The sequence below is a fragment of the Novipirellula caenicola genome, assembly GCF_039545035.1.
GTDB lineage: Bacteria > Planctomycetota > Planctomycetia > Pirellulales > Pirellulaceae > Novipirellula > Novipirellula caenicola.
Map to the genome: position 1 here is coordinate 231,924 of NZ_BAABRO010000005.1, position 21,985 is coordinate 253,908.

At 53.4% G+C, this 21,985-nt stretch carries 20 protein-coding genes; all 20 read left to right on the forward strand.

Translation table 11 applies throughout. The features are described 5' to 3' along the window. Nucleotides 1–6 precede the first annotated feature (6 nt). The 20 genes from ABEA92_RS12680 to ABEA92_RS12775 all read left to right on the forward strand — a co-directional run bounded on the left by ABEA92_RS12680 (nt 7) and on the right by ABEA92_RS12775 (nt 21,978). Nucleotides 7–999, forward strand: coding sequence for an N-acetylneuraminate synthase family protein (locus tag ABEA92_RS12680; protein ID WP_345684201.1), 993 nt, complete (start codon nt 7–9; stop codon nt 997–999). Then, entirely contained in the window at nt 992–2,275 is a 1,284-nt protein-coding gene (gene neuC, locus ABEA92_RS12685; RefSeq protein ID WP_345684202.1) for a UDP-N-acetylglucosamine 2-epimerase, read from the forward strand. The genes ABEA92_RS12680 and neuC overlap by 8 nt, the downstream gene beginning before the upstream one ends. Continuing rightward, a complete protein-coding gene (locus ABEA92_RS12690; RefSeq protein ID WP_345684203.1) occupies nt 2,254–2,970 on the forward strand; it encodes an acylneuraminate cytidylyltransferase family protein in 717 nt (238 codons plus the stop codon). The genes neuC and ABEA92_RS12690 overlap by 22 nt, the downstream gene beginning before the upstream one ends. Next, nucleotides 2,967–3,932, forward strand: a complete 966-nt coding sequence (locus ABEA92_RS12695) for an NAD(P)-dependent oxidoreductase (RefSeq protein WP_345684204.1) — start codon at nt 2,967–2,969, stop codon at nt 3,930–3,932. The genes ABEA92_RS12690 and ABEA92_RS12695 overlap by 4 nt, the downstream gene beginning before the upstream one ends. Next, nucleotides 3,896–5,653, forward strand: coding sequence for an asparagine synthase (glutamine-hydrolyzing) (gene asnB / locus ABEA92_RS12700; protein ID WP_345684205.1), 1,758 nt, complete (start codon nt 3,896–3,898; stop codon nt 5,651–5,653). Before ABEA92_RS12695 ends, asnB begins: the two co-directional genes overlap by 37 nt. Next, nucleotides 5,650–6,936 (forward strand): ABC transporter ATP-binding protein, encoded by a 1,287-nt coding sequence (locus ABEA92_RS12705; RefSeq protein ID WP_345684206.1) that lies wholly within the window; start codon nt 5,650–5,652, stop codon nt 6,934–6,936. The genes asnB and ABEA92_RS12705 overlap by 4 nt, the downstream gene beginning before the upstream one ends. Next, on the forward strand, nt 6,903–7,913 hold the full coding sequence (locus ABEA92_RS12710; protein WP_345684207.1) for a class I SAM-dependent methyltransferase: 1,011 nt from the start codon (nt 6,903–6,905) through the stop codon (nt 7,911–7,913). Before ABEA92_RS12705 ends, ABEA92_RS12710 begins: the two co-directional genes overlap by 34 nt. 166 nt (nt 7,914–8,079) lie before the next feature. Continuing rightward, complete coding sequence (locus tag ABEA92_RS12715; protein WP_345684208.1) at nt 8,080–8,925, forward strand: class I SAM-dependent methyltransferase; 846 nt, start codon at nt 8,080–8,082, stop codon at nt 8,923–8,925. A gap of 49 nt (nt 8,926–8,974) precedes the next feature. Further along, a complete protein-coding gene (locus tag ABEA92_RS12720) occupies nt 8,975–10,384 on the forward strand; it encodes a hypothetical protein (protein ID WP_345684209.1) in 1,410 nt (469 codons plus the stop codon). After that, nucleotides 10,384–11,538 carry a glycosyltransferase family 4 protein gene (locus ABEA92_RS12725; RefSeq protein ID WP_345684210.1) on the forward strand — a complete coding sequence of 385 codons (1,155 nt, stop codon included), beginning with the start codon at nt 10,384–10,386 and terminating at the stop codon, nt 11,536–11,538. Before ABEA92_RS12720 ends, ABEA92_RS12725 begins: the two co-directional genes overlap by 1 nt. 15 nt (nt 11,539–11,553) lie before the next feature. Next, complete coding sequence (locus ABEA92_RS12730) at nt 11,554–12,633, forward strand: glycosyltransferase family 2 protein (RefSeq protein ID WP_345684211.1); 1,080 nt, start codon at nt 11,554–11,556, stop codon at nt 12,631–12,633. A gap of 11 nt (nt 12,634–12,644) precedes the next feature. Next, entirely contained in the window at nt 12,645–14,141 is a 1,497-nt protein-coding gene (locus ABEA92_RS12735; RefSeq protein ID WP_345684212.1) for an O-antigen ligase family protein, read from the forward strand. 1 nt (nt 14,142) lies between these two features. Further along, a complete protein-coding gene (locus ABEA92_RS12740; protein WP_345684213.1) occupies nt 14,143–15,117 on the forward strand; it encodes an SDR family NAD(P)-dependent oxidoreductase in 975 nt (324 codons plus the stop codon). Further along, the gene (locus ABEA92_RS12745) at nt 15,105–15,800 is read left to right on the forward strand and encodes a nucleotidyltransferase family protein (protein ID WP_345684214.1); all 696 of its coding nucleotides are present in this window, start codon (nt 15,105–15,107) and stop codon (nt 15,798–15,800) included. The genes ABEA92_RS12740 and ABEA92_RS12745 overlap by 13 nt, the downstream gene beginning before the upstream one ends. Then, nucleotides 15,797–16,780, forward strand: a complete 984-nt coding sequence (locus ABEA92_RS12750; protein ID WP_345684215.1) for a GHMP family kinase ATP-binding protein — start codon at nt 15,797–15,799, stop codon at nt 16,778–16,780. The genes ABEA92_RS12745 and ABEA92_RS12750 overlap by 4 nt, the downstream gene beginning before the upstream one ends. Then, the gene (locus ABEA92_RS12755) at nt 16,777–17,292 is read left to right on the forward strand and encodes a D-glycero-alpha-D-manno-heptose-1,7-bisphosphate 7-phosphatase (protein ID WP_345684216.1); all 516 of its coding nucleotides are present in this window, start codon (nt 16,777–16,779) and stop codon (nt 17,290–17,292) included. The genes ABEA92_RS12750 and ABEA92_RS12755 overlap by 4 nt, the downstream gene beginning before the upstream one ends. Before the next feature lie 13 nt (nt 17,293–17,305). Next, entirely contained in the window at nt 17,306–18,493 is a 1,188-nt protein-coding gene (locus ABEA92_RS12760) for a glycosyltransferase family 4 protein (RefSeq protein ID WP_345684217.1), read from the forward strand. A 112-nt stretch (nt 18,494–18,605) separates the two neighbouring features. Continuing rightward, entirely contained in the window at nt 18,606–19,811 is a 1,206-nt protein-coding gene (locus ABEA92_RS12765; RefSeq protein WP_345684218.1) for a glycosyltransferase, read from the forward strand. Beyond that, complete coding sequence (locus ABEA92_RS12770) at nt 19,808–20,926, forward strand: glycosyltransferase (RefSeq protein WP_345684219.1); 1,119 nt, start codon at nt 19,808–19,810, stop codon at nt 20,924–20,926. Before ABEA92_RS12765 ends, ABEA92_RS12770 begins: the two co-directional genes overlap by 4 nt. Beyond that, nucleotides 20,923–21,978, forward strand: coding sequence for a glycosyltransferase family 4 protein (locus ABEA92_RS12775; protein ID WP_345684220.1), 1,056 nt, complete (start codon nt 20,923–20,925; stop codon nt 21,976–21,978). The genes ABEA92_RS12770 and ABEA92_RS12775 overlap by 4 nt, the downstream gene beginning before the upstream one ends. The last annotated feature ends 7 nt before the right edge of the window (nt 21,979–21,985 follow it).

A 21,985-nucleotide genomic window follows, 5' to 3' on the forward strand; every position in this document is an offset into this window, starting at 1 on the left:
GCTTGTTTGATCATCGCTGAAGTAGCGCAAGCGCACGATGGCAGCCTCGGTACGGCGCATGCCTACATCGATGCCATTGCCAAAGCGGGTGCGAACGCGGTGAAGTTTCAAACGCATATCGCGTCGGCGGAATCGACTCCCGGCGAACCGTGGCGAGTGAAATTCAGTCCGCAGGATGAAACTCGTTACGAGTACTGGCAACGGATGGAGTTCACCGAGTCTCAGTGGCAGGGGCTGAAACAACATGCCGACGAGGTAGGATTGTGGTTTCTCAGTTCGCCCTTTTCCAGCGAAGCAGTCGAATTGTTGACACGAGTCGGAGTTTCTGTTTGGAAGGTGGCATCGGGCGAGGTCGGTAACCTACCGATGCTTCGGCAAATGGCCCAAACCCAGCTGCCCTGTATTTTGTCGACCGGCATGAACCCGATCGAAGAAATTGATGCGGCCGTGAAGACGGTTCGCCAACATGCCGCCGAGGTGGCAGTGCTGCAGTGCACAACCGCCTATCCCTGCCCGCCAGAAAAGATCGGGCTAAACGTGATGGAACAACTGCGAAATCGATACGAGTGCCCAGTGGGATTATCGGATCACTCCGGCACGATCTATCCCAGCTTGGCTGCGGCAACGTTACAGGCCAATGTGCTTGAGGTGCATGTCACATTTAGCCGCGAAACGTTCGGTCCAGACGTTCCTGCATCGGTCACCACCGGTGAACTGGCTCAATTGGTCCAAGGGGTCCGCTTTATCGAAACGATGATCGCCAACCCCGTCAACAAGGATGCGATGGCCAAGGAACTAACGCCGCTGCGTGATTTATTCGGGAAAAGTGTTGTGACGCGTTGCGATTTAGCAGCGGGAACGATCCTCAGCCCCGAACACTTGACTTTGAAAAAGCCAGGCAACGGCATACCAGCGAAACGTTTACCAGAAATTTTCAATCGAAAGCTGAAAGCTGCGGTTGCCGCCGACACTCTGTTAGCCGAGGACGATCTTGAGTAATCACAGCGAAACCAATGGGGCTCGACGCAAAATCTGTGTCGTGCTGGTCGACCGTGCCAATTACGGCCGTTTGAAACCAGTAATGCAATCGATTGCATCACGTCCGGAACTGGATCTTCAAGTGCTGGCCGCGGGAACGATGGTCTTGGAACGGTTCGATCTTCCGGTACGGGTCGTCGAGAAAGACGGCTTCAATATCAGTGGTCAAATCTATGTCGAACTCGAAGGATCCAACCCCACCACGATGGCGAAATCGCTCGGCTTCGGTGTCGTGGAATTTGCCAGCGAATTTCGACGACTCGATCCCGATGTGGTGTTGATTATCGGAGATCGCTACGAAGCACTCGCGGCGACGATGGCCGCAGCGTACATGAACTTGTGCATTGCCCATATCCAAGGCGGCGAAGTCTCGGGGTCGATCGATGAAAGCGCTCGGCATGCAATCAGTAAGTTTGCTCATTTCCATTTCCCGAGCACCCAACGTGCGGCCGACTATCTCATTCGCATGGGCGAGAAACCCGAAACCATTTTGGCGATCGGTTGCCCGAGCAGCGACATCGCGCGAACTTTGCAACGACGTGATTGCCAGAATTTGATCAACTCCAAAGGCAGCGGGGCCGAGATCGATATCAACGATCCCTACGCCTTGGTGATCTTTCATCCCACGACGACCGAATACGGCGGCGAAGCCAAGCAGATGGAATCCCTGCTTTCGGCGCTACACGCGGTGGGCATGCCGACGCTGTTGATGTGGCCCAACATCGACGCCGGTAGCGATCACGTCAGCAAAACCATTCGGCGATTTCGTGACAAACATCGCCCCGAATGGTTGCGTACGCTGATCAATTTGATGCCCGAAGATTATTTGCAAGTGCTTGCCAATGCGACTTGTGCGATCGGCAATTCGAGCAGCTTCGTTCGCGATGCGGGTTTCTTTGGAACGCCCGTTGTCCTGGTGGGCAATCGTCAAGAAGGTCGCGAAACCGACCAACACGTGACTCCCGTTGTTCCCGAAGCGGAAAAAATCGAACAAGCAATTCTGCAGCAGGTATCCAAGGGACGTTATCCCGCAAGCCAATTGTACGGCGATGGGTTTGTTTCCGATCGGATTGCCGAGTCGCTTTCTCGGCTAAGTCCTTACGTCCAAAAGCGTTTGGATTACATCTACCGTGAAAACGAAGCGGCCGATGCCTCGGCAAATGGCAGTTTACCGTCCTCGCAATCAACCGAACCTACAAACGGAAAAAGTAGCGAATGCGTGTCCTTGGAATCGTAACCGCGCGGGGCGGTTCGAAGGGGATCCCACGCAAAAACGTGCAAATGCTGTGTGGAAAACCTTTGCTGCAATACACCGCCGATGCCGCATTGGCCGCGTCCAAACTGACACGCGTGATTCTGACCACCGAGGACGAAGAGATCGCAGCGGTCGGTCGCGAGTGCGGGCTCGACGTTCCGTTTCTGCGGCCTGATGAATTGGCCAAAGACAACACTCCCTCGTTGCCAGTGATTCAACATGCGGTGCAGTTCGTCCAATCGCATGGCGAACATTACGATGCCATATTCACGCTGCAACCGACTCACCCATTGCGATTAGCTGCGGACATTGACGGCGCGATCGATTTGCTTGAAACCACCGCAGCGGATTCGGTGATCTCGTTTGTCGACGTTGGCGAAAAACATCCCGCCCGCATGAAGTTTATCGATGACGGCGGTCATGTCATCGATCCCCCCTTTGCCGAAGAGTTTGAAGGACAACGTCGCCAAGATCTGCGTCCCTTGTATTTGCGTGAAGGCTCGGTTTATCTCACGCGAACATCGGTCTTGATGGAACAACATTCCTTCAAAGGCCAGGATTGTCGTGCTTGGATCGTGCCTCCGGAACGCGCGTGCAACATCGACACTCCCTTTGACATGCAGATGGCCGAGTGGTTGATCACAACCGGCCTGGGATGGGGCGAATCGGTACAATGAGTGACCGCATTTTAGTAAGTGAATCGAAACGATTTTCGGTCCAGGCCGCTGATCGTTTGCGGTCCATCGGTGAGCTGACGCTTGCGGATCTGGATCGACCGGAACTGCTATCCGCGATCGAACAGGTCGATGCCTTATGGATACGACTGCGGCATCAAATCGATGAAGAAGTGTTCGCTGCCGCTCGTAATCTACGTGTCATCGCCTCGCCAACCACGGGGCTTAACCACATTGACCTGGCAGCCGCCGAGCGGCACGGCGTCCAAGTGGTATCGCTGCGTGGCGAAGTCGATTTTCTACGAGAGATTCGTGCTACCGCCGAACACACGATCGGTTTAATGTTGGCTCTGTTACGCAAACTGCCCGCCGCGACCGAGCATGTGATTGCAGGAGATTGGAATCGCGACCTGTTCTGCGGCCGTGAACTTCATGGCAAAACCGTGGGGATTGTCGGGTTCGGCCGACTCGGCCGCGTGGTCGCCAAGTACTTGCACGCATTTGACACGCGTGTGCTTGCCGTCGACCCCAACGTCCAACAGGACCAAGTTCCCGAGTATGTCGAAATGATGCCTTTGCATTCGCTGCTCGAGCAATCCGACATCGTCACGCTGCACGTCAACCTTTGCGAACAGACGCAGGGCTTCTTTGGAAAAGAGCAATTCGATCGAATGAAGCCGGGTGCTTGGTTTATCAATACATCGCGTGGTGAACTTGTCGATGAAACCGCGTTGCTTGATGCAATGCAAAGCGGCAAGCTGACGGGCGCCGCAGTGGATGTGCTGAGCGAAGAACGCACAAGCGGTATGTCGGACCATCCATTGGTTCAGTTTGCCCGTCAAAATCCACGGCTATTAATCACGCCTCACATTGGCGGATGCACGACCGAATCGATGATCAAGACAGAGATGTTTCTCGCTGAAAAACTATGTGCGGTATTGCAGGAATCTTCGGTAACTCGGTAGCCCGAGCTGATGTGGAAGCGATGGTGGCCAGCCAGCACCATCGTGGTCCCGATGCCTCGGGGATCTATATCGACCCCACTCGGTCCGCAGGGCTGGGGCACAACCGGCTTAGCATCATTGATTTGTCAGACGCCGGTGCGCAACCGATGGCATCGGCCGACGGTCGCTACAAGATTGCGTTTAACGGCGAGATCTACAATTACCTAGAACTTCGCGCCCAACTTCGCGATTATCCCTACCGCAGCCAAAGTGACACCGAAGTCATCTTGGCAGCCTACCAACGCTGGGGTGAATCGTGCTTGGATCGTTTCATCGGCATGTTCTCGCTAATGATTTGGGATGAGGTGAAACAGCGATTGTTTGCGGCCCGCGACCGCTTTGGTGTGAAACCGCTGTATTACGCCAAGTCACCCTCGGGCCAGTGGCTGATTGCCAGCGAAATCCGAGCGCTGCGAGCCGCAGGCTTGGTGACTCAGCCCGACACGACCGCTTGGGCAACCTACTTGACCGCAGGCGTGTATGAACACAGCTCGCGAACGTTTTGGCGTGACGTGGCCTCCTTGCCGGCGGGGCATCAACTGACGATCCAAAACAATCAACTTGAGATCGCTTGTTGGTACGATTTGGCCGAACGTTCCGGGCAAACGCTCGACAGCCGATCCGAAGACGAGGTAGCCGAAGAGTATCTGGAGCTGCTGAAAGAGAGCACCCGGCTTCGATTCCGTTCGGACGTGCCCGTGGGCGTCAATCTAAGCGGTGGTCTGGATTCCTCGGCGCTGCTGGGGTTGGTTCAAGAATTGCAGGGCGAATCAAGCGAAGTCAAAGCGTTTACGTTTGTTACCGGTGACAAACGGTATGATGAATTGCCCTGGGTGCAACAGATGTTGGCACATACGAAACATCCATCAATCCAGTGCACACTGCGTCCAAGCGACGTGCCGGAATTGGCCGAGTCCGTGCAATCGCACCAGGACGAACCGTTCGGCGGCATGCCGACGCTTGCCTATGCCCAACTGTTTTCCCGCGCCCGCGAAGAAGGCGTCATCGTCCTGTTGGATGGCCAAGGCCTCGACGAACAATGGGCCGGCTACGATTATTACAAGCGAGTCCTCGATGGAACGGCTCAGATCCAAGAGGTTGGAACGGTACAAGCCGCAAAGAAGGGTGCCACCCGCCCGAACTGCCTAAGTAAAGAATTCAGGGCGACCGCGGAATCCTTTCAAGCTCCCACACGCTACCCCGATGCACTGCGGAACTTGCAATACCGAGACGCGATGCACACCAAAATCCCGCGAGCCCTACGATTCAATGATCGTGTCTCGATGCGGTCATCCACCGAACTGCGTGAACCCTTCCTTGATCATCGGCTCTTCGAATTGGCGCTGCGTCAACCTGCCGACCGCAAGATCGCCAACGGAATCCAGAAGCGATTGCTTCGCAAGATCGTGGCTCGTTTGATGCCCGGTGGCGTGGTCGAAGCTCCCAAGCGTCCACTGCAAACGCCACAGCGAGAATGGCTACGCGAAGACTTGCGAGACTGGGCCGATGCAAACATCAACTCTGCACTGCAAACGTACGGAGGACAGTGGCTCGACGCTCGCTCGGTACGCGATGAATGGGACGAATACCAAAAAGGCGAAAGCGACAATAGCTTTTACGTCTGGCAGTGGATCAATCTAGGCCTTTGCTGCAACTCGATGAAACAACTGGTCGCATCATGAAATCAGATCTGGCAATTCACGCCGAGGGTATTGGCAAGCAATACCGCATCGGTGCTCAACAAAAAAGCTATAGCACACTACGAGAGTCGCTGGTGGACTTGTCGAGGAACGCAGCTGGGGCGGTCCGCGGTGGGTTAAAAGAACTACGGCAACGACGCGAAAACAATTCATTTTGGGCACTCAAAGACATCTCGTTTGAAATCAAACGCGGGGATGTCGTGGGAATCGTTGGATCCAATGGTGCGGGAAAAAGCACCCTGCTGAAGGTATTGTCGAGGATCACCGATCCCACCGTCGGATTTGTCGACCTGCGTGGTCGTGTCGGCTCGCTATTGGAGGTCGGCACCGGTTTTCATCCCGAGTTGACTGGACGGGAAAACATCTTTCTCAACGGGGCGATTCTAGGAATGCCTCGCAGTGTGGTCAAAAAGCAATTTGATGCGATTGTGGACTTCGCCGGCGTCGAACGATTTGTCGACACACCGGTCAAGCGTTATTCAAGCGGAATGTACTTACGGTTGGCCTTTGCCGTGGCAGCTCACTTAGAACCCGAGATCCTGCTGGTCGACGAAGTGCTGGCGGTCGGTGACGTTCAGTTCCAAAACAAGTGTATTGGCAAAATGGAATCCGTTGCCAAAGAGGGACGTACGGTCTTGTTCGTCAGTCATAACATGGCAGCAATTCGCTCGTTGTGCACGCGGGGAATCATGTTGCGAAGCGGTCAAGTGGTTTCGCAGGGCGACGTGCAAACGGTGATTCAAGACTACTACGCTGATCTAGGGTTGTTGGGTTCAAACGAGCCCAGCGAAGACCAGGACGGCCGCAGCGTGTTTGGACGGGTCGTGCTAGATAGCGGCGATTCAAATTCACTCAATCAGAGCGAACCGTTTGAACTTTCAACGACCTTCAAACTTGACACCGCGGTCAGTGGTTTTCGCCTGTTTTGTCTATTCTCGGACATGCGGAATCAACAGTTGATTGCAGTCTGCAAAACAAGTGAAGAACTTGGGTTTCGTGATGAAGTTCCTGCTGGAAAACATCGCGTTTCGGTGAATTTCCCAGCGCTTTGGCTTAGCCCTGGGATGTACTCGGTCTACTTCAAAATGATGATGGCCGATGTCGACACATCCAAACACCAATCCAATGCATTCCCATTGGACGTGTTTGGTGACAGCAGTCCAGTCGACGCAATGATAAATCCGAACACAAATTGGACCGTTCAAACCAGTGACGATACGCGGAGCAACGCATGGCAACTGAAGACATCCATTCAAACATCTTGAGTGAACAGCAGACGATCGAAGAATTGATCCGCGATTACCAAACCACTCAATCGGCCATTCGCTGGCCAATTGAGGCGGAATTGGAAGCCGCGGTCAAAGTCAGCTATCGGAATCAATTGGCAACTCAATTGGCTCATGAAAGTGCCGAAGTGATTAGCCGACGCTACGTCTACATGACCGATGCCGCGATGAGCGAGTTGGTGGATCTTGTGGAGCAAAAGCTACTCAAGCAACCTCTTCACGGCTATGGAATTGAACTGGGATCGGGGTGTGCATTGTTGGCGGCGGTAGCAGCCAAACGGGAAAACGTCAAAGCGGTATTGGGGCTAGAGGTTTGCGAGAACTTCGATGTATTGATCGAAATTGTCGCCGCCTCGGTGCTCGGCGACGACGCTGCCAAAGTCATCCCGGTCATCGGGTCGTTTGACGATTTGAAGATCCCTGACAATTCACTTGACTTCGCGGTCGAGCATGATTCGCTGCATCATTCCGACGACCTTCCGCGATCAATGACCGAGTGCGCTCGAGTGCTGAAACCCGGTGGCGTCCTGATCTGTTTCGACCGCTGCCACCCCAACTCGGTAACCGATGACGATGTCAACGCCTTGCTTGACCACGTTTACTCGACCAGTTTTCTAAAGGCGAACGGGTACCCGACCGACATTGTGCTGACCCGTCGTGACAATGGCGAACACGAGTACCGGCTGTTCGAATGGCAAGCTGCCGCCAAAGCAGCCGCACTGGACTTCACTCATCACTGCGAATTCCACAAACGAATCACGTTTAAAAAGGCGGCCAAAGGCCTGCTCTCGTTGCTTCCCAAGCCGATCGGCAAAAAACTTGGTGCCAAAAAGAACACCGACATCGGAGCTACCCATCAATGGGTCTCGCAACGTTTAAACGCAACCCGATCGAACCACGCCAGCATACTGGCCCCCAAACAAACCACTGTCATGGTTTTTACCAAACCAAAATAAACACGATGCAAAAGGACGGTAACGAGCGAAGCAATCCACAAAGGCACAACCTAGAGCTGTTCGATTTTTCGGCACCCGAAGGTGACGCAAGATCGGACACCAAAAACGCGAATGACTTTACACACTTAGATTAGTTGAACACTGTAGATCATCCTCCGGGGGGAAAATGATGAGTTCACGAGTATTAGATAACGATGGGCGAACGATTGATGAAATACGCGAACATTACGAGATTGAAAAAGCGCTCGCTGATCGGTTGCGTCATGCATCAGCCGAGGAACGTGCAACGCTTTATTCAGAGGTCTACGACGAGCTATTTCAACGCGTCAAACACCATCCCCTTGTTAGTGGTAAAGAACAGGACGGGCGGGCCCGACGTGTGGCCAGCACGATTCCCTTTCTACGCAAATTCTTAAAACCAGATAGCACTTTCCTCGAAATCGGACCAGGCGATTGTGCGTTGACGTTCGGAGTCGCCCCAATGGTGCAACAAGCCTATGCGGTCGATGTATCCGAAGAAATCATGACCATCGCTGGGTGTCCCGAGAATTGCGAATTGGTGATCTCCGATGGCAGCGACATTCCGATCAAACGAAACAGTGTGGATGTGGCCTACAGCAAGGATTTGTTTGAACACCTGCATCCCGAGGACGCCGCCCTTCACCTGAAGAACGTGATCGAGGTCCTGGCGCCCGGCGGAGTCTATATTTGCCGTACGCCGAATGCATTGTCGGGACCTCATGATGTCTCGCAGTTCTTTGACGACGACGAACCGACTGGATTACATTTGAAGGAATACACGACGACCGAATTGGCACGCGTTTTTAAAGAGGCGGGATTTACAAAGGTAATTCCTTACGTGTGGCTCAAAGGCAAATTAATCAAACTGCCGCTTTGGCCGGTTGTGGCGGCTGAATCGGTGGCGAGCTGTCTTCCCCGTCCGCTGTGTAAAGTAGTTACTTCTCGATTACCACTAAAACGAGTACTAGGTCGTGTTATTGCAATCAAATAATGCCCTTTCGGAAGTCGATAACCAGACATCTGCGATTAAAATGGGGCAGATGAAAACTGCTGCATTTTTTCCAGACGGAGTCGGGATCCGAAACTTTGTACTCGGCTCCTTTCTTGATCGTGCCGCCGAGTTCGGTGAGGTGTATGCCTTTCACGACATCCCCGAGCAACATCTCGACGAGTACAAAAAAACGGAAAACGATCGAGTGCACTGGAAGCAGTGTATTCCCTATCGAGATGAACCGCTGGTACGTTTTCTACGACGATCGTTGTCTCATGCACATCTGTATCTCAATGATACGATGGCAATGCGGTACGCACGCAAGATGCCGGTACGAGGCAATAAACGCAGTCGAATCCAAACGTATGCCTCTCGCGCGTATGGTTGGATGTCCGCCTCGCCTCATCGGATCGGCAAACTGTTGCAATGGCATGATCGGGCAGCGGCGAAGCTGGAAAGCGTCGACGAATATGTCAAGCTGTTTGAAGAGATTCGCCCGACGGTTCTGTTTTGTTCTCATCAACGCTGCCTCGAGGTGATTCCTGCGGCACTTGCGGCGCGATCCATGGGAATCCCCACCGCGACGTTTATCTTCAGCTGGGATAACATCACCAGCAAAGGTCGTATCGCGGCCCCCTTCGATCATTTTCTGGTTTGGAGTAACCAGATGCGTGACGAACTGCTGCAGTACTATCCCGAAGTCAATGGTGAAAACATCCATGTCGTCGGGACTCCGCAATTCGATCCGTATGCGGATGAATCGTTGGTTTGGTCACGCGAGGAATTTTGTCGGCAAGTGGGGGCGGATCCGGCAAGACCGATCATCTGCTACTCCGGCGGCGAGCCCGGTACAACGCCCGAAGACCAGAACCACGTTCGAATCTTGATGGAATTAGTCAGCTCGGGACGCATCAAGGGCAATCCGCAAGTCTTGCTACGTCCCGCCCCGGTGACACGGGCTGATGAGCGTGTGCGTTATGGAGATGTTTGCCGCGACTATCCCGAGTTGATTTACAGCAAACCTCGTTGGCTGCAGACCATCCCCGGTGATTGGACCTCCGTGATTCCCTCGCGTGACGACATCCAATTGCTGGCGAATCTGACCAAGCATGTGGATCTAAACATCAATGTCGCGTCCACCATGACACTCGATTTCGCGATTCGGGACAAACCGGTTGTGAACATCGGTTTCAACACCATGACGCCACCGCCATTTGGCGTGCCGCTGAAAGATTACTACTACAAATTCGAGCACTACCGTCCGGTTGTCGAAATGGGCGCAGCGAGATTCGCCGGCACGCCAGACGAATTAGCCGAACACGTCAACGCTTATCTCGACGACCCTTCGCTCGATCGAGATAAACGACGCCAATTTGTCGAATTTGAACTCGATCTACCCATCGGCCGCTCCAGCGACAAGATCACCCAAGTCTTGCAGAAGATTTCCGCCAAGAACTGATGAAAATCTGCTTCATCTGCAACGAATATCCACCAGGTCCCCACGGAGGCATTGGCACCTGTGTCCAGGTCCTAGCGCGAGAACTGGCACAATCGGGTCATCAAGTTCGTGTGGCAGGAATGTACCCACGAAGCTATCCATCGGCGGATTACGAAGAAGACCAAGGAGTCCGAGTGTGGAGATTTCGTCGACCTCCCGGCCCCATCGCGGCGCTGACGAGTCGTTTTCATCTCTACAAACAGATCGCACGCTGGTGCCAAAATGGCGAAGTGGACATCGTCGAAGTGCCTGATTGGGCCGGCTGGGCTGCGGGCTGGCCAAAGCTTCCTGTTCCCGTCGTGGCCCGGCTTAATGGATCAGCAAGTTATTTCGCAGCGGAAATCAACGGTTCGGTCGGCAATACCACTTACTGGTTGGAACGCGCTTCGATGCGTCGCGTCGATTACTGGTGTTCGGTTAGCAACTACACTGCGGCAAAGACTCGCGAACTTTTCAAATTGCGAAGCGGTCCCGATGCGATCCTCTACAATCCGGTCGAAGTCCAACCAACGCTAACAGCGGATCGTGTCGCCAACCAGGATGTGGTGTTCACGGGAACGCTCACTGAAAAGAAGGGGGTCATTCCGCTGTTCAAAGCATGGCGTCAAGTGCTCGCAGAATGCCCCAATGCGATGCTTCACCTTTACGGAAAAGACCGTCCGACGATCGATGGTCAATCGATGCAACAGCACCTCTGTTCGCTACTGAGTCGCGACGAACTGCAACACGTCGTCTTTCACGGGCACCTTGACCGCGAAGACTTGTTCAACGTCCTTCGCCGAGCCCGCTTGGCGGTGTTCCCCTCCTATGCCGAAGCGTTTGCGCTTGCACCGCTTGAGGCCATGGCATGTGGTTGCCCCACGATCGCCAGCAAACGCGGAGCGGGGTCAGAGTTGATGCGTGAAGACCAAGATGGATTGCTCGTCGACCCTGATAACATCGACGAGATCCGTGCGGCAATCGTTCGCCTACTGCAAAATGACGACATCGCCGCTCGTCTAGGTGAAGCGGGTCGCGAACGAATCGAACAAACCTTTTCGATCCATAAACTTCGATCACAAAATGAGGCTTTTTATCGCCAGTGCATCGAAGCCTACTCGCAGGTGGCAGCCTAAACCGAACCAATTCCCATGAGTGCTTCCGTAACCGAACCCCGCGTTGACGCCCGTCAACAAGAAGACGTTCTGACTTTCATTCGTAATGGAGTGAGAGTGCAGGACATTCCGGAACTGCCCGACGAATCGACCCCGCTTCGTCAAGGTTTGACCGTATGCATTTGCACCTTCAAACGTCCCGACAGCTGTATTCGCTTTCTCGATTCGCTGCCCCAGCAAGACTTAAAGCCGGACCGTCTTGTGATTGTTGACGCAAGCCCTGGGGACGAGACCGAACAGCGAATCGCCAGCTATCCTAAATTGGCGGATTTGGCGCACGAGGTATGCTATTTTCGCGTCCAAGGTGCGTATCAAACCTTGACCTGTTCACGCAACTTTGCGATTCGTTGGGTCGAAACCGATTTGCTCGTTTTCTTTGACGACGACATCGTCCTTCAGCCGCGATGCCTCGCTGAAATGGCTCAAGTGTATCGGGACAACGAAGACCAAGTGGTCGGTGTTAACGCCCATGACCAACAAGGCGTCAAGTCGCCGCCGCTGTTGTGGCGTATCCGTCGCCTGTTTCGAATCGTGCCGCATCTAAAGCCCGGCACTTACACTCGAGGTGGCATTTCGGTCCCATGGGTATTTCAACCACCGACCGATTCGGTGGTTCAAGGTGACTGGCTTAGCGGTTGTGCGATGATGTGGAAAACGTCGGTAATCCGCGAGGTCAAATTCAATGAGAACTTTGGGGGCCACAGTACGGGCGAAGACCTCGACATCAGTCTACGCATGGGACGTCATGGCAAGTTGATGATGGCGGGAAAGGCCCACGTGTTGCATCTGCCTGATAAAGCAGGACGTCCAAACAGTTATGTGATTGCTTACGCCGGTATCCAAAATGCGTATGACATTCACCAACGTTGCCTCGAGAACCGCACCTTTCTTGATACGCTGCGGTTCATGTACGCGTTTGGTCTGGACACCGTATTACGAAGTTTGACCTTCGTCCGCCCAGGACAGATGAAGCGGCGATGGAACTTTGTACGCGGTAGGACCATGTTTTTTGTGGATCGATTTTTGCGACGCGACTCCAAACTGAAATCGGGCTAACACAGAAAATCATGTCCGCTGGCTTGGCATCTCATCGCACCTTCATTTCGACCGGACCTCCTCCGATTGAACGCAATGCTGCGCTGCCTAAAAACAGCAGAGCAGAGAACGCGGCATTGTGGATCGGCGTCGGGGTGGCACTGCTTTGGTTGAGCACCGTGATCATCGGTTTCAAAGCCGCTTTGGGCTTGGTCACCTTGTGTGGTTTTGCGATGGCCATGATTGGGCTTCGCCATCCGTTAATAGGCGTGTTGGGCGTCAGTGCGATCTGTTCGGTCGATGCGTTATCACGTGTGTTCCTGATGACCACGGGCGTGCTGCGGTACAACACGTTTAACTACTGGCTTGTGCTCGTTATCCTGCTTACGCTTCCCCTGCAATTACGCCAAAAAGATCCTCACACTCGACTGCTTCAATTTTACGTTTTTATCCTGTGCGGCGGATTGATCCTGACACCTGGTTTAAAAGATGGCATCCTGCATCTGCTGAATTTGGTTTCCGTCTTTGGATTGCTTGCCTATTTCTATCGTTGCCGCAACTATTCACACGTTTGGTACGTGTTGGGAATATCCGTTGGAACCCTGTCGGCTGTGGGCGGGCTTGCGTTTTTCTTTATGCAAAACGAATTGAGTTTTGTCGAAGCTCGTGCTGAGTATGTTGAAAAAGACATCATTGATCGCAATTACATTGATCCCAATGCATTGACCTACTTTTTTCTGACGGGGATCTTTGCTACCTGTTTTGCAATCGCTGGGAAATCAAAGGAAGGAAGGGCGCGGACAACGCTGCTGGTGCTTTTTGCCGTCAATTGTTGTTGGGCATTCTTAGTCGGCAGCCGTGGCGGAATTTTGGTGGCCAGCGCATGCATTCTGTTTGTTCTGACCTCGGTACGTTCCAACACAAAACGATTCAAGTTTATCGTGGTCGGGATGCTGGCGGTGATCATTGTGATCAATGCATTTCCCAATCTTCGCGATCGATCGATGGGCCGGATCGACAAATTATTCGATGACCAATACACCGCTGCTGAACGGACCAGCAGCCGATCTGATTTTGCGATCGGTGCCTGGCGAATCTTTCTTGAGAATCCCTTGGGCATCGGCACCGGAGGATTCAAGCGGGGCTGGGCCAATCTAAAAAACACCGATGGACTCGGCAAACGCAAACTTGGGGTCGAGAAAGCCGCCCACTCGGCTTGGCTCAAAACGCTGGCCGAAAATGGAGTCCCAGGGATCATCGTATTCACTGCCTTCGTTTTTTCTTTTGCTTATATCGGTTGGGAATATCGCCGCCGAGGCGATTTGCCTCTCGGGCTGCTGGTCACGATGACGTTGACTTCCGCCTTTACCTCGACACAGTTCCAAGCAAAAGGGATCTGGTTTATTGTCGCTGCCGCGATTGTTTTTCTACACCACCGTCCTCGTATATCACCACGCATGCGCACACCTCGACACTCAATTGGATTGCGTGATTCCTCGAGCCTCCTTCGTACGAATTACAACGGATAAGATGTCAAGTAAGGTTTTAATCACAGGCGGCGCTGGTTGTATCGGCTCCGATTTAGCCGAGGCCTTGGTCGCACGAGGCGATCACGTCACGGTGCTAGACAACCTCAGTAGCGGACGTCGAGAGCATATCGAACCGCTGCTCGCACATGATCACTTTCGTTTCATCGAAGGCGATTTGCTCGATCAACGCGAACTGGATGCCGCGATGGATTCGGTCGAGATGGTCTATCATTTGGCTGCCAACCCCGATGTCAAATTTACTCCCGGCGATGCGACGGACAAGGATCTGAAACAGAACACGTTGGCGACCTATGCGGTGCTCGAAACGATGCGGCAACATAGCGTCAAAAAACTAGCGTTCTCGTCCACCTCGGCCGTCTATGGTGTTTGCGAAACCCAGCCGATCAGTGAGCAACAAGCACCGCATCCAATCTCACTTTACGGTGCCAGCAAACTGGCCTGCGAAGGATTGATCGGATCATTTCAACATCTGTTTGACATGCAGTGTTGGGTGTTCCGGTTTGCCAATATTGTCGGAAAGAAAGTTCGCTCTCGCGGCCGCACGGTCATTGCCGATTTTGCTCATAAATTGCTCGATGACCCCACGCGACTGCCGATCCTGGGCAATGGAAAACAAGCAAAGTCGTATCTGCTAAGCAGTGAATGCGTGGATGCGATGTTGTATGCGATCGAGCATGCCAAGCAACCGATCAACACCTTCAATCTAGGCTGCAGTGACTCGATCACGGTCGACCGAATCGCGGAATTGATGGTCGAAGCGATGAAGCTCAAGAACGTCAAATTTGAATACACGGGGACCGAAGGAGGTTGGGCAGGGGACGTGCCACGATTTCTACTGGATGTCTCGGCGATCAACCAACTCGGTTGGCAGGCAAAGCATAATTCAGAGCAAGCGATCCGCTTTGCCATCGAAAACACGCTCCTTGAAATGAACCAACCGACATGCAAGCTGTAATCCTCGCCGGCGGTCTAGGCACTCGGCTTTGGCCGCTGACCAAGACGGTTCCCAAACCAATGGTCCCCATCGCCGGGACTCCCTATTTGGAACATCAACTACGATTGCTAGAGCAGCAATCGATCACCGACATCGTATTGCTAACCGGATATCTCGGGGAACAGATTGAAGAACACTTCGGCGACGGATCCGGTTTAGGGCTGACGATTCATTACTCTCGTGAAACCACGCCGCTGGGCACAGGTGGGGCACTGCGTCAAGCAGCGTCGCTACTGGCCGATGCGTTTTTGGTGATTTACGGCGATTCCTATCTACCGATTTCCTATGCAGACGTCCTGAACACGCTGGCGGATTCATCGGCCACCGGAGTAGTGACCGTTTACGACAATCAAACGGAAGACACCGGAGTCACGAACAATATCGCCTTGGACGAAGAAGGCTTCGTTGCCAAATACAAAAAAGACGCCGCTGATGACACCTCCCTTCGATATGTCGAAGCAGGGGTGCTTGCGTTTCAGCGAGCGGTGCTCGACTCGATTCCCTCGGGGAACGTCTCGCTTGAGCAGCAGATTTTTCCTCAACTGATTGCCGAACGAAAATTGTTCGGACATGTCACACGTCAGCGGTTTTACGACATCGGCACTCCTGAACGGCTCGAGCGAATAGCGGAGCAGCTAACATGATCATCACACGGACTCCGTTTCGCATTAGTTTCGCCGGAGGTGGCTCGGATCTCGAGGTCTTCCACAGTCAAGAACCGGGTGCGGTGATTTCCACCGCAATCGATAAATATATGTATTTGACAGTGAAGGAGCGGTTTGGTGACTCGTTTCGTGTCAGCTACTCGCAAACCGAGCTTGTCGATACCCCCGATGAAATCCAACATCCGATTGTCCGTGAATGCCTTAAATCACTGGATATCCGCAAAGGGTTGGAGATCGTTTCGGTTGCCGATTTACCAGGGCAAAGCGGCATGGGGTCGTCCAGCAGCTTCACCGTCGGATTGTTACACGCATTACACATTCTCAATGGCCATGTGGTTACCGCCAAACGTCTGGCCGAGCAAGCTTGCAACATCGAAATCAATATCCTGAAAGAACCCATTGGGAAACAGGATCAATACATTGCCGGCTTTGGCGGTTTGAAATTCATTCAGTTTCATCCTGACGGCACCGTGTTTGTCGACCCCGTTGTCTGCCGTCGCGGGACCTGGGAGGAACTGAACCGCCGGCTGCTGCTGTTTTTCACGGGCAAAACACGGCGGGCAAGCAGCGTGTTGAAGAAACAAAAATCCAATTGTGAATCGAGACGTCCGGCGCTTCGTCAATTGTGTGGGATCGCACACCAAATGCGAAGCATTCTTTCCGAAGGCCGTGACCTCAATGCGTTTGGTCGTTTATTGCATGATGCATGGGAAACGAAGAAAACACTTGAGTCCTCGATTAGCAACGGCGACATTGATTCGGTCTACAATCGCGGCATTGACGCGGGGGCGCTCGGAGGCAAATTGCTTGGCGCAGGGGACGGCGGATTTGTGCTCTTTTTCTGTGAACCTCATTTGCAATCACAATTGCGTGAGGCGTTATTCGACCTGGTCGAAGTCCCCTTTCGTATGGAACCCGAGGGCAGCAAAGTCATCTTTGTCGATGGAGATCGCTGGTGAGCCGCCGCTGCATCTTTCTTGATCGCGATGGCGTGATCAACGTCAAAGCCGATGACGGTGACTACATCCGCAGTTGGGAACAATTTCAATGGATCCCCAATACAATCGATTGGATTCGCCTGTTCAATGCACTCGATTTCTTGGTCATTGTGGTAACCAATCAGCGTGGCGTCGCACGAGGATTGATGACACAGGCGAATGTCGATTCGATCCACGCACAAATGGTTCGCGAACTTGCCGCGAAAGGTGCCATCATCGACGATGTCTTTGTTTGCCCTCATGAAATTGGATCATGTGATTGCCGCAAACCTCAGCCAGGCATGATTCACGCGGCACGTGATAAATGGAACATTGACGTGGAACGTTCGCTAATGATTGGCGATTCGGAATCGGACCGCCAACTCGCGTCGAACTGCGAGATGGGATTCATTCACGTTGGCGAAGGAAAAATCTGCGAAATGCAATTGCAGCCCACCAGCGCGAAACAAAGAGGTCACTGTGACGTGCGTTAAACGATTACTGATTGTGACCCATGTCACTCACTATCGACACGAGGGCAAGATTTTTGCCTACGGACCTTATGCTCGCGAGATCAACATTTGGTGCGATCTGTTTACGGATGTCTCGATTGCGGCGCCCTGCAAAGTGGGACCGCCGCCGGGCGACGGCGTGGCGATCTCGCGAGAGAATGTAGAACTAAGATCGATCCCGGCTAGCGGCGGCGAATCGGTCAGAGCGAAGTTGTGGCAATTGTTTCTGCTACCACGAATCGTAGGGGCGCTGGTCTTCGCAATGCGGGCAACCGACGCAGTCCACGTGCGATGCCCCGGCAATCTAGGTCTATTGGGCGTGATTCTCGCACCCTGTTTTAGCAACAAACTGATTGCGAAATATGCCGGACAATGGGACGGATTTCCTGGGGAATCGTGGAGCGTCCGATTGCAGCGGTACTTACTTGGCTCGCGATGGTGGCGTGGAATCGTGACAGTGTACGGTGATTGGCCAAACCAGCCGCCACATGTGATCCCATTTTTCACGTCGGTGATGACTGCAGAACAGATCGACCGGGCTAAAGAAATCGCAGCACGAAAAACGGCTCAACAAACGTTGACTCTGTTGTTCGTTGGTCGGTTGTCTAAAAGCAAAAACGTGGATGTGCTGATCGAGGCAGTGGCAAAATTAAAACAGGCGGGCATCCGCGTACACTGCGACATCGTCGGTGATGGCTCAGAACGCCGTCATCTTGGCGAACAAGTCCAACGATTGAAACTCGAAGAATGCGTTCACTTCGCTGGCGCGATTGATTTTGATCAGGTCTTTGATTTTTACGACCGATCTCAAGTGCTCGTGCTGGCATCGGACACCGAAGGTTGGCCCAAAGCGATCGCCGAAGCAATGGCCTGCGGCTTGGTGTGCGTAGGATCTGACCGTGGGCTAGTCCCCTGGATGCTAGGCGAGGGCAGAGGTTTTGTTGTTCCTGCGAGAGACGTCGATGCCCTGACAAACACGTTGCGTGAACTCGCATCTGCTCCGGAACAGCGAATCGAGGTATCACGACGGGCGGCTATCTTTTCGCAGCGATACTCGCTGGAAACATTACGTGAAGCATTGCGTCAATTGTTGACGGAACATTGGCATGTGAACATGAACGAGGGCACGCCAACAAAGCCCGAACCGGATCCGTGGATCAAACAACAAGTCACAGTTCCATAAACAAGCAATGGGGTCGAATCGTGTCCCGCACTTCGATCCGCATTGGATCGAAAGCGGACGATTTCCCATTGCGGTGCCGTCGAGCTGTCTTGCTACGAAGTGCAGGCAGATAATGAAACGACTGGTCGTGTTATCGCATGTAGTCCATTATCGTCACGAGGGCAAACTTTATGCGTTCGGCCCCTATGCCCGGGAAATTGACATCTGGGCCGATTTGTTTCCTGAGGTTGTGATCGCGGCGCCGTGTCGAGACTTCGCCCCCAAGGGCGACAGCATGCCATTTGAACGTACAAACATTAGCATTCATCCCATTTTAAAAACGGGTGGAGATTCGCTCGGGGCCAAAATTGCTCAGCTGATTCGGCTTCCTCTTGTCATTATTGGTCTAAGTCGCGCCATGGCGCATGCGGACGCGATTCATGTACGATGCCCCGGAAACCTAGGCTTCCTCGGCGTGTTGCTGGCACGTTTCTTTTCTCGCTATCGCGTTGCCAAGTATGCAGGACAATGGAACGGATACCCAGGAGAAAATTTGACCGGACGGTTACAGCGTCGGTTATTGAAATCATGGTGGTGGGGGGCTCCGGTCACAGTCTATGGAGAATGGCAAAACCAACCGCCGCACGTTCATGCGTTCTTTACCTCGATGATGAGTGACGAACAGATTGAATCCGCAGTAACGCATGCTCGAAGCAAAACATTTTCTTACCCGCTAAGAGTGCTGTTCTCAGGACGCTTGGTCGCAGAAAAACGAGTGCATGTATTCATCGACGCGATCGCTGCGGTGGCCGCCAGCGGCATCAAATTGGAAGTCCGTATCGTCGGCGATGGTCCTCTGCGAGACGAATTAGAATCGCAGGCCAGGGCCAGCGGAATTGCGGAATTCACCCATTTTGTGGGCGCTGTGCCCTTTGATCAATCACTCCAACACTATCGATGGGCCGATTGTCTTCTTTTGCCCTCGGTCCATTCCGAAGGTTGGCCCAAGGTCATCGCCGAAGCAATGTGCCACGGGCTGATCTGTGTGGCGGTGAACCATGGGCAAGTGGGGCGAATGCTCTGCGGGCGAGGAATCTTGTTGCCAGACGGCGACACCGAACGATTCGTTACCGCGATGAAATCGATTGTCGACGACCCGACTAAATACCGCGAGCTAGGTCAACAAGCCTCCCATTGGTCGCAACGCTATTCGCGTGAAGGCTTGCGATCGGCGTTGGCCAGTCTCCTAGAACACACTTGGGGTATCCGCTTAGTTCCAACTAACCATTCGAATCACGCTGTCAAACAAGACTCCGCTGAAGTATTGTTGAACGAATGATTGCGGAGAATAAAACCGATCGTCGAATTCATGTGATGCACATGACCGACACGCTCGATTTAGGAGGGCGTGAGCGAATTGCTGTCGAGTTGGTGAACCAAATGCCTCGCGATCGGTATCGAACCTCGTTATGCACGACACGGCGTGACGGGCCACTTACTCCGTGCGTTTCCGCTGATGTCGGCCGAATTTGTTTGCACCGTAAACACACATTTGATCTTCGGGCGATTCGCAATTTAGTGCAGTACAATCGCAAACACCGTGTCGACGTCTTGCATGCTCATGGTTCTTCGATCTTAGTCGCACGAATGGCAGCAATGTTCTCGCCGCATCCTGCGATCGTGTGGCACGACCACTACGGAACCAACGAACGCAAAGAACGACCGACATGGTTGTTCCGTTTATTGTTGCGACATGTCGGAGGCGTGGTCGCGGTCAGCAAACCATTAGCAGATTGGTCTCATCATCGGTTGCATTTTCCTAAAGACCGGATTTGGTGCTTGCCAAACTTCGTCGACACCACAAAACAAGTCATTCCGAATTGCGAATTGCCAGGCAGCCGAGGCACCCGAATCGTATGCGTCGCCAACGTTCGCCCCGTCAAAGACCATTTGACTCTGGTCCGTGCGATGCAGCGTGTCGTGGGGATCTACCCTGATGCCCACTTGTTGTTGGTCGGGGCTCACCCAGACGCCAACTACCTGACGCAGGTGCAACGTGAAATCCAGATCCAAGGGTTGCAGTCCCACGTCACGCTGATGGGGATACGCGAGGATGTCAGCAGTATCCTGCATTGCTGTGACATCGGCGTACTCAGTTCCACTTCCGAAGGGCTTCCCGTTTCGCTGTTGGAATACGGCGCCACCTCAATGCCGGTGGTGGCAACACGCGTGGGGCAATGCGGCGATGTGCTAGACGATGGCAAGGCGGGATTGCTTGTTCCCGCAAGTGAGTCGACACAATTAGCAAACGCGATCATCTCGCTACTGGCCGACGAGAGCAAACGCAAATCCTTAGGCCGCGCCTTTTTCAACCGCGTTCAAACGCAGTACAGTGCCGAGGCGGTCATCGGACAACTTTCAGAGATCTACGACACCGTGTTGGCTTTACGATGAGCACTTCCGCAAACACGTCCGTCCTGTTGGTAGGCAATTTCCTCTCGGGCAATGTCGGCAACCATTCGGTGTGTGAAGATCTGGCCGGCAAACTTGAATCGGTAGGACTAAATGTATTCACCGCTTCGAATCAGCGTCCCCGTGCGGCGCGGTTACTTGATATCGTCACCACCACCTGGAAACGACGACACGAGTACAGTGCGGCTAACGTCGATGTTTACAGCGGGCTCGGCTTTGGATTGGCTGAATCTGCATGCTTCGTTTTGCGGGCTGCTGGTAAGCCGTATGCTTTGACTTTGCGTGGCGGCAATTTACCAGATTTCAGCAAACGTTGGCCGCGCCGCGTCGATCGCTTGCTGCGGCATGCCGCGGTTGTCACAACGCCTTCGGAATATCTGCAACAACGAATGGAACGGTATCGAAACGATATCCAATTGTTGCCAAATCCACTGCACCTGAACCGCTACTCCTTTTGTTTGCGAGACAAGCCTGCCGCCAACTTGGTTTGGGTACGCAGCTTCCATCACTTGTACAACCCCACGCTGGCGATCCGCTTGGTTGCCGATCTGCAACATGCCTTTCCCGATATCCAGCTAACGATGGTAGGTCCTGATAAAGGCGATGGCAGCTTTCAGGCCACGCAACGAGCAGCGTCCGAGTTAGGTGTCGCGGATCGTGTTCGATTCACCGGCGGGGTCCCGAAAACTCAAATTCCAGATCATCTGGCGCAAGCTGACGTTTTCATCAACACGACCAATTTCGACAACACGCCGGTCAGCGTACTCGAAGCGATGGCGTGTGGATTGTGCGTCGTCAGTACCGATGTCGGAGGCATGCCCGATCTGGTCGATCACAACCACAATGCCCTGCTCGTGCCGCCGGATGACACGGCCGCAATGGGAGCGGCGGTCCGCCGCGTGTTGAACGAAGACGGATTAGCCGGGAAACTATCACAAAATGCCCATGCATTCGCCAGCCAATTTGATTGGCCGACGATCTTGCCGAAATGGGTCCGACTGTTCGAAACGTTAAGCGAAAAAGCAACGCACTGAAATGCCT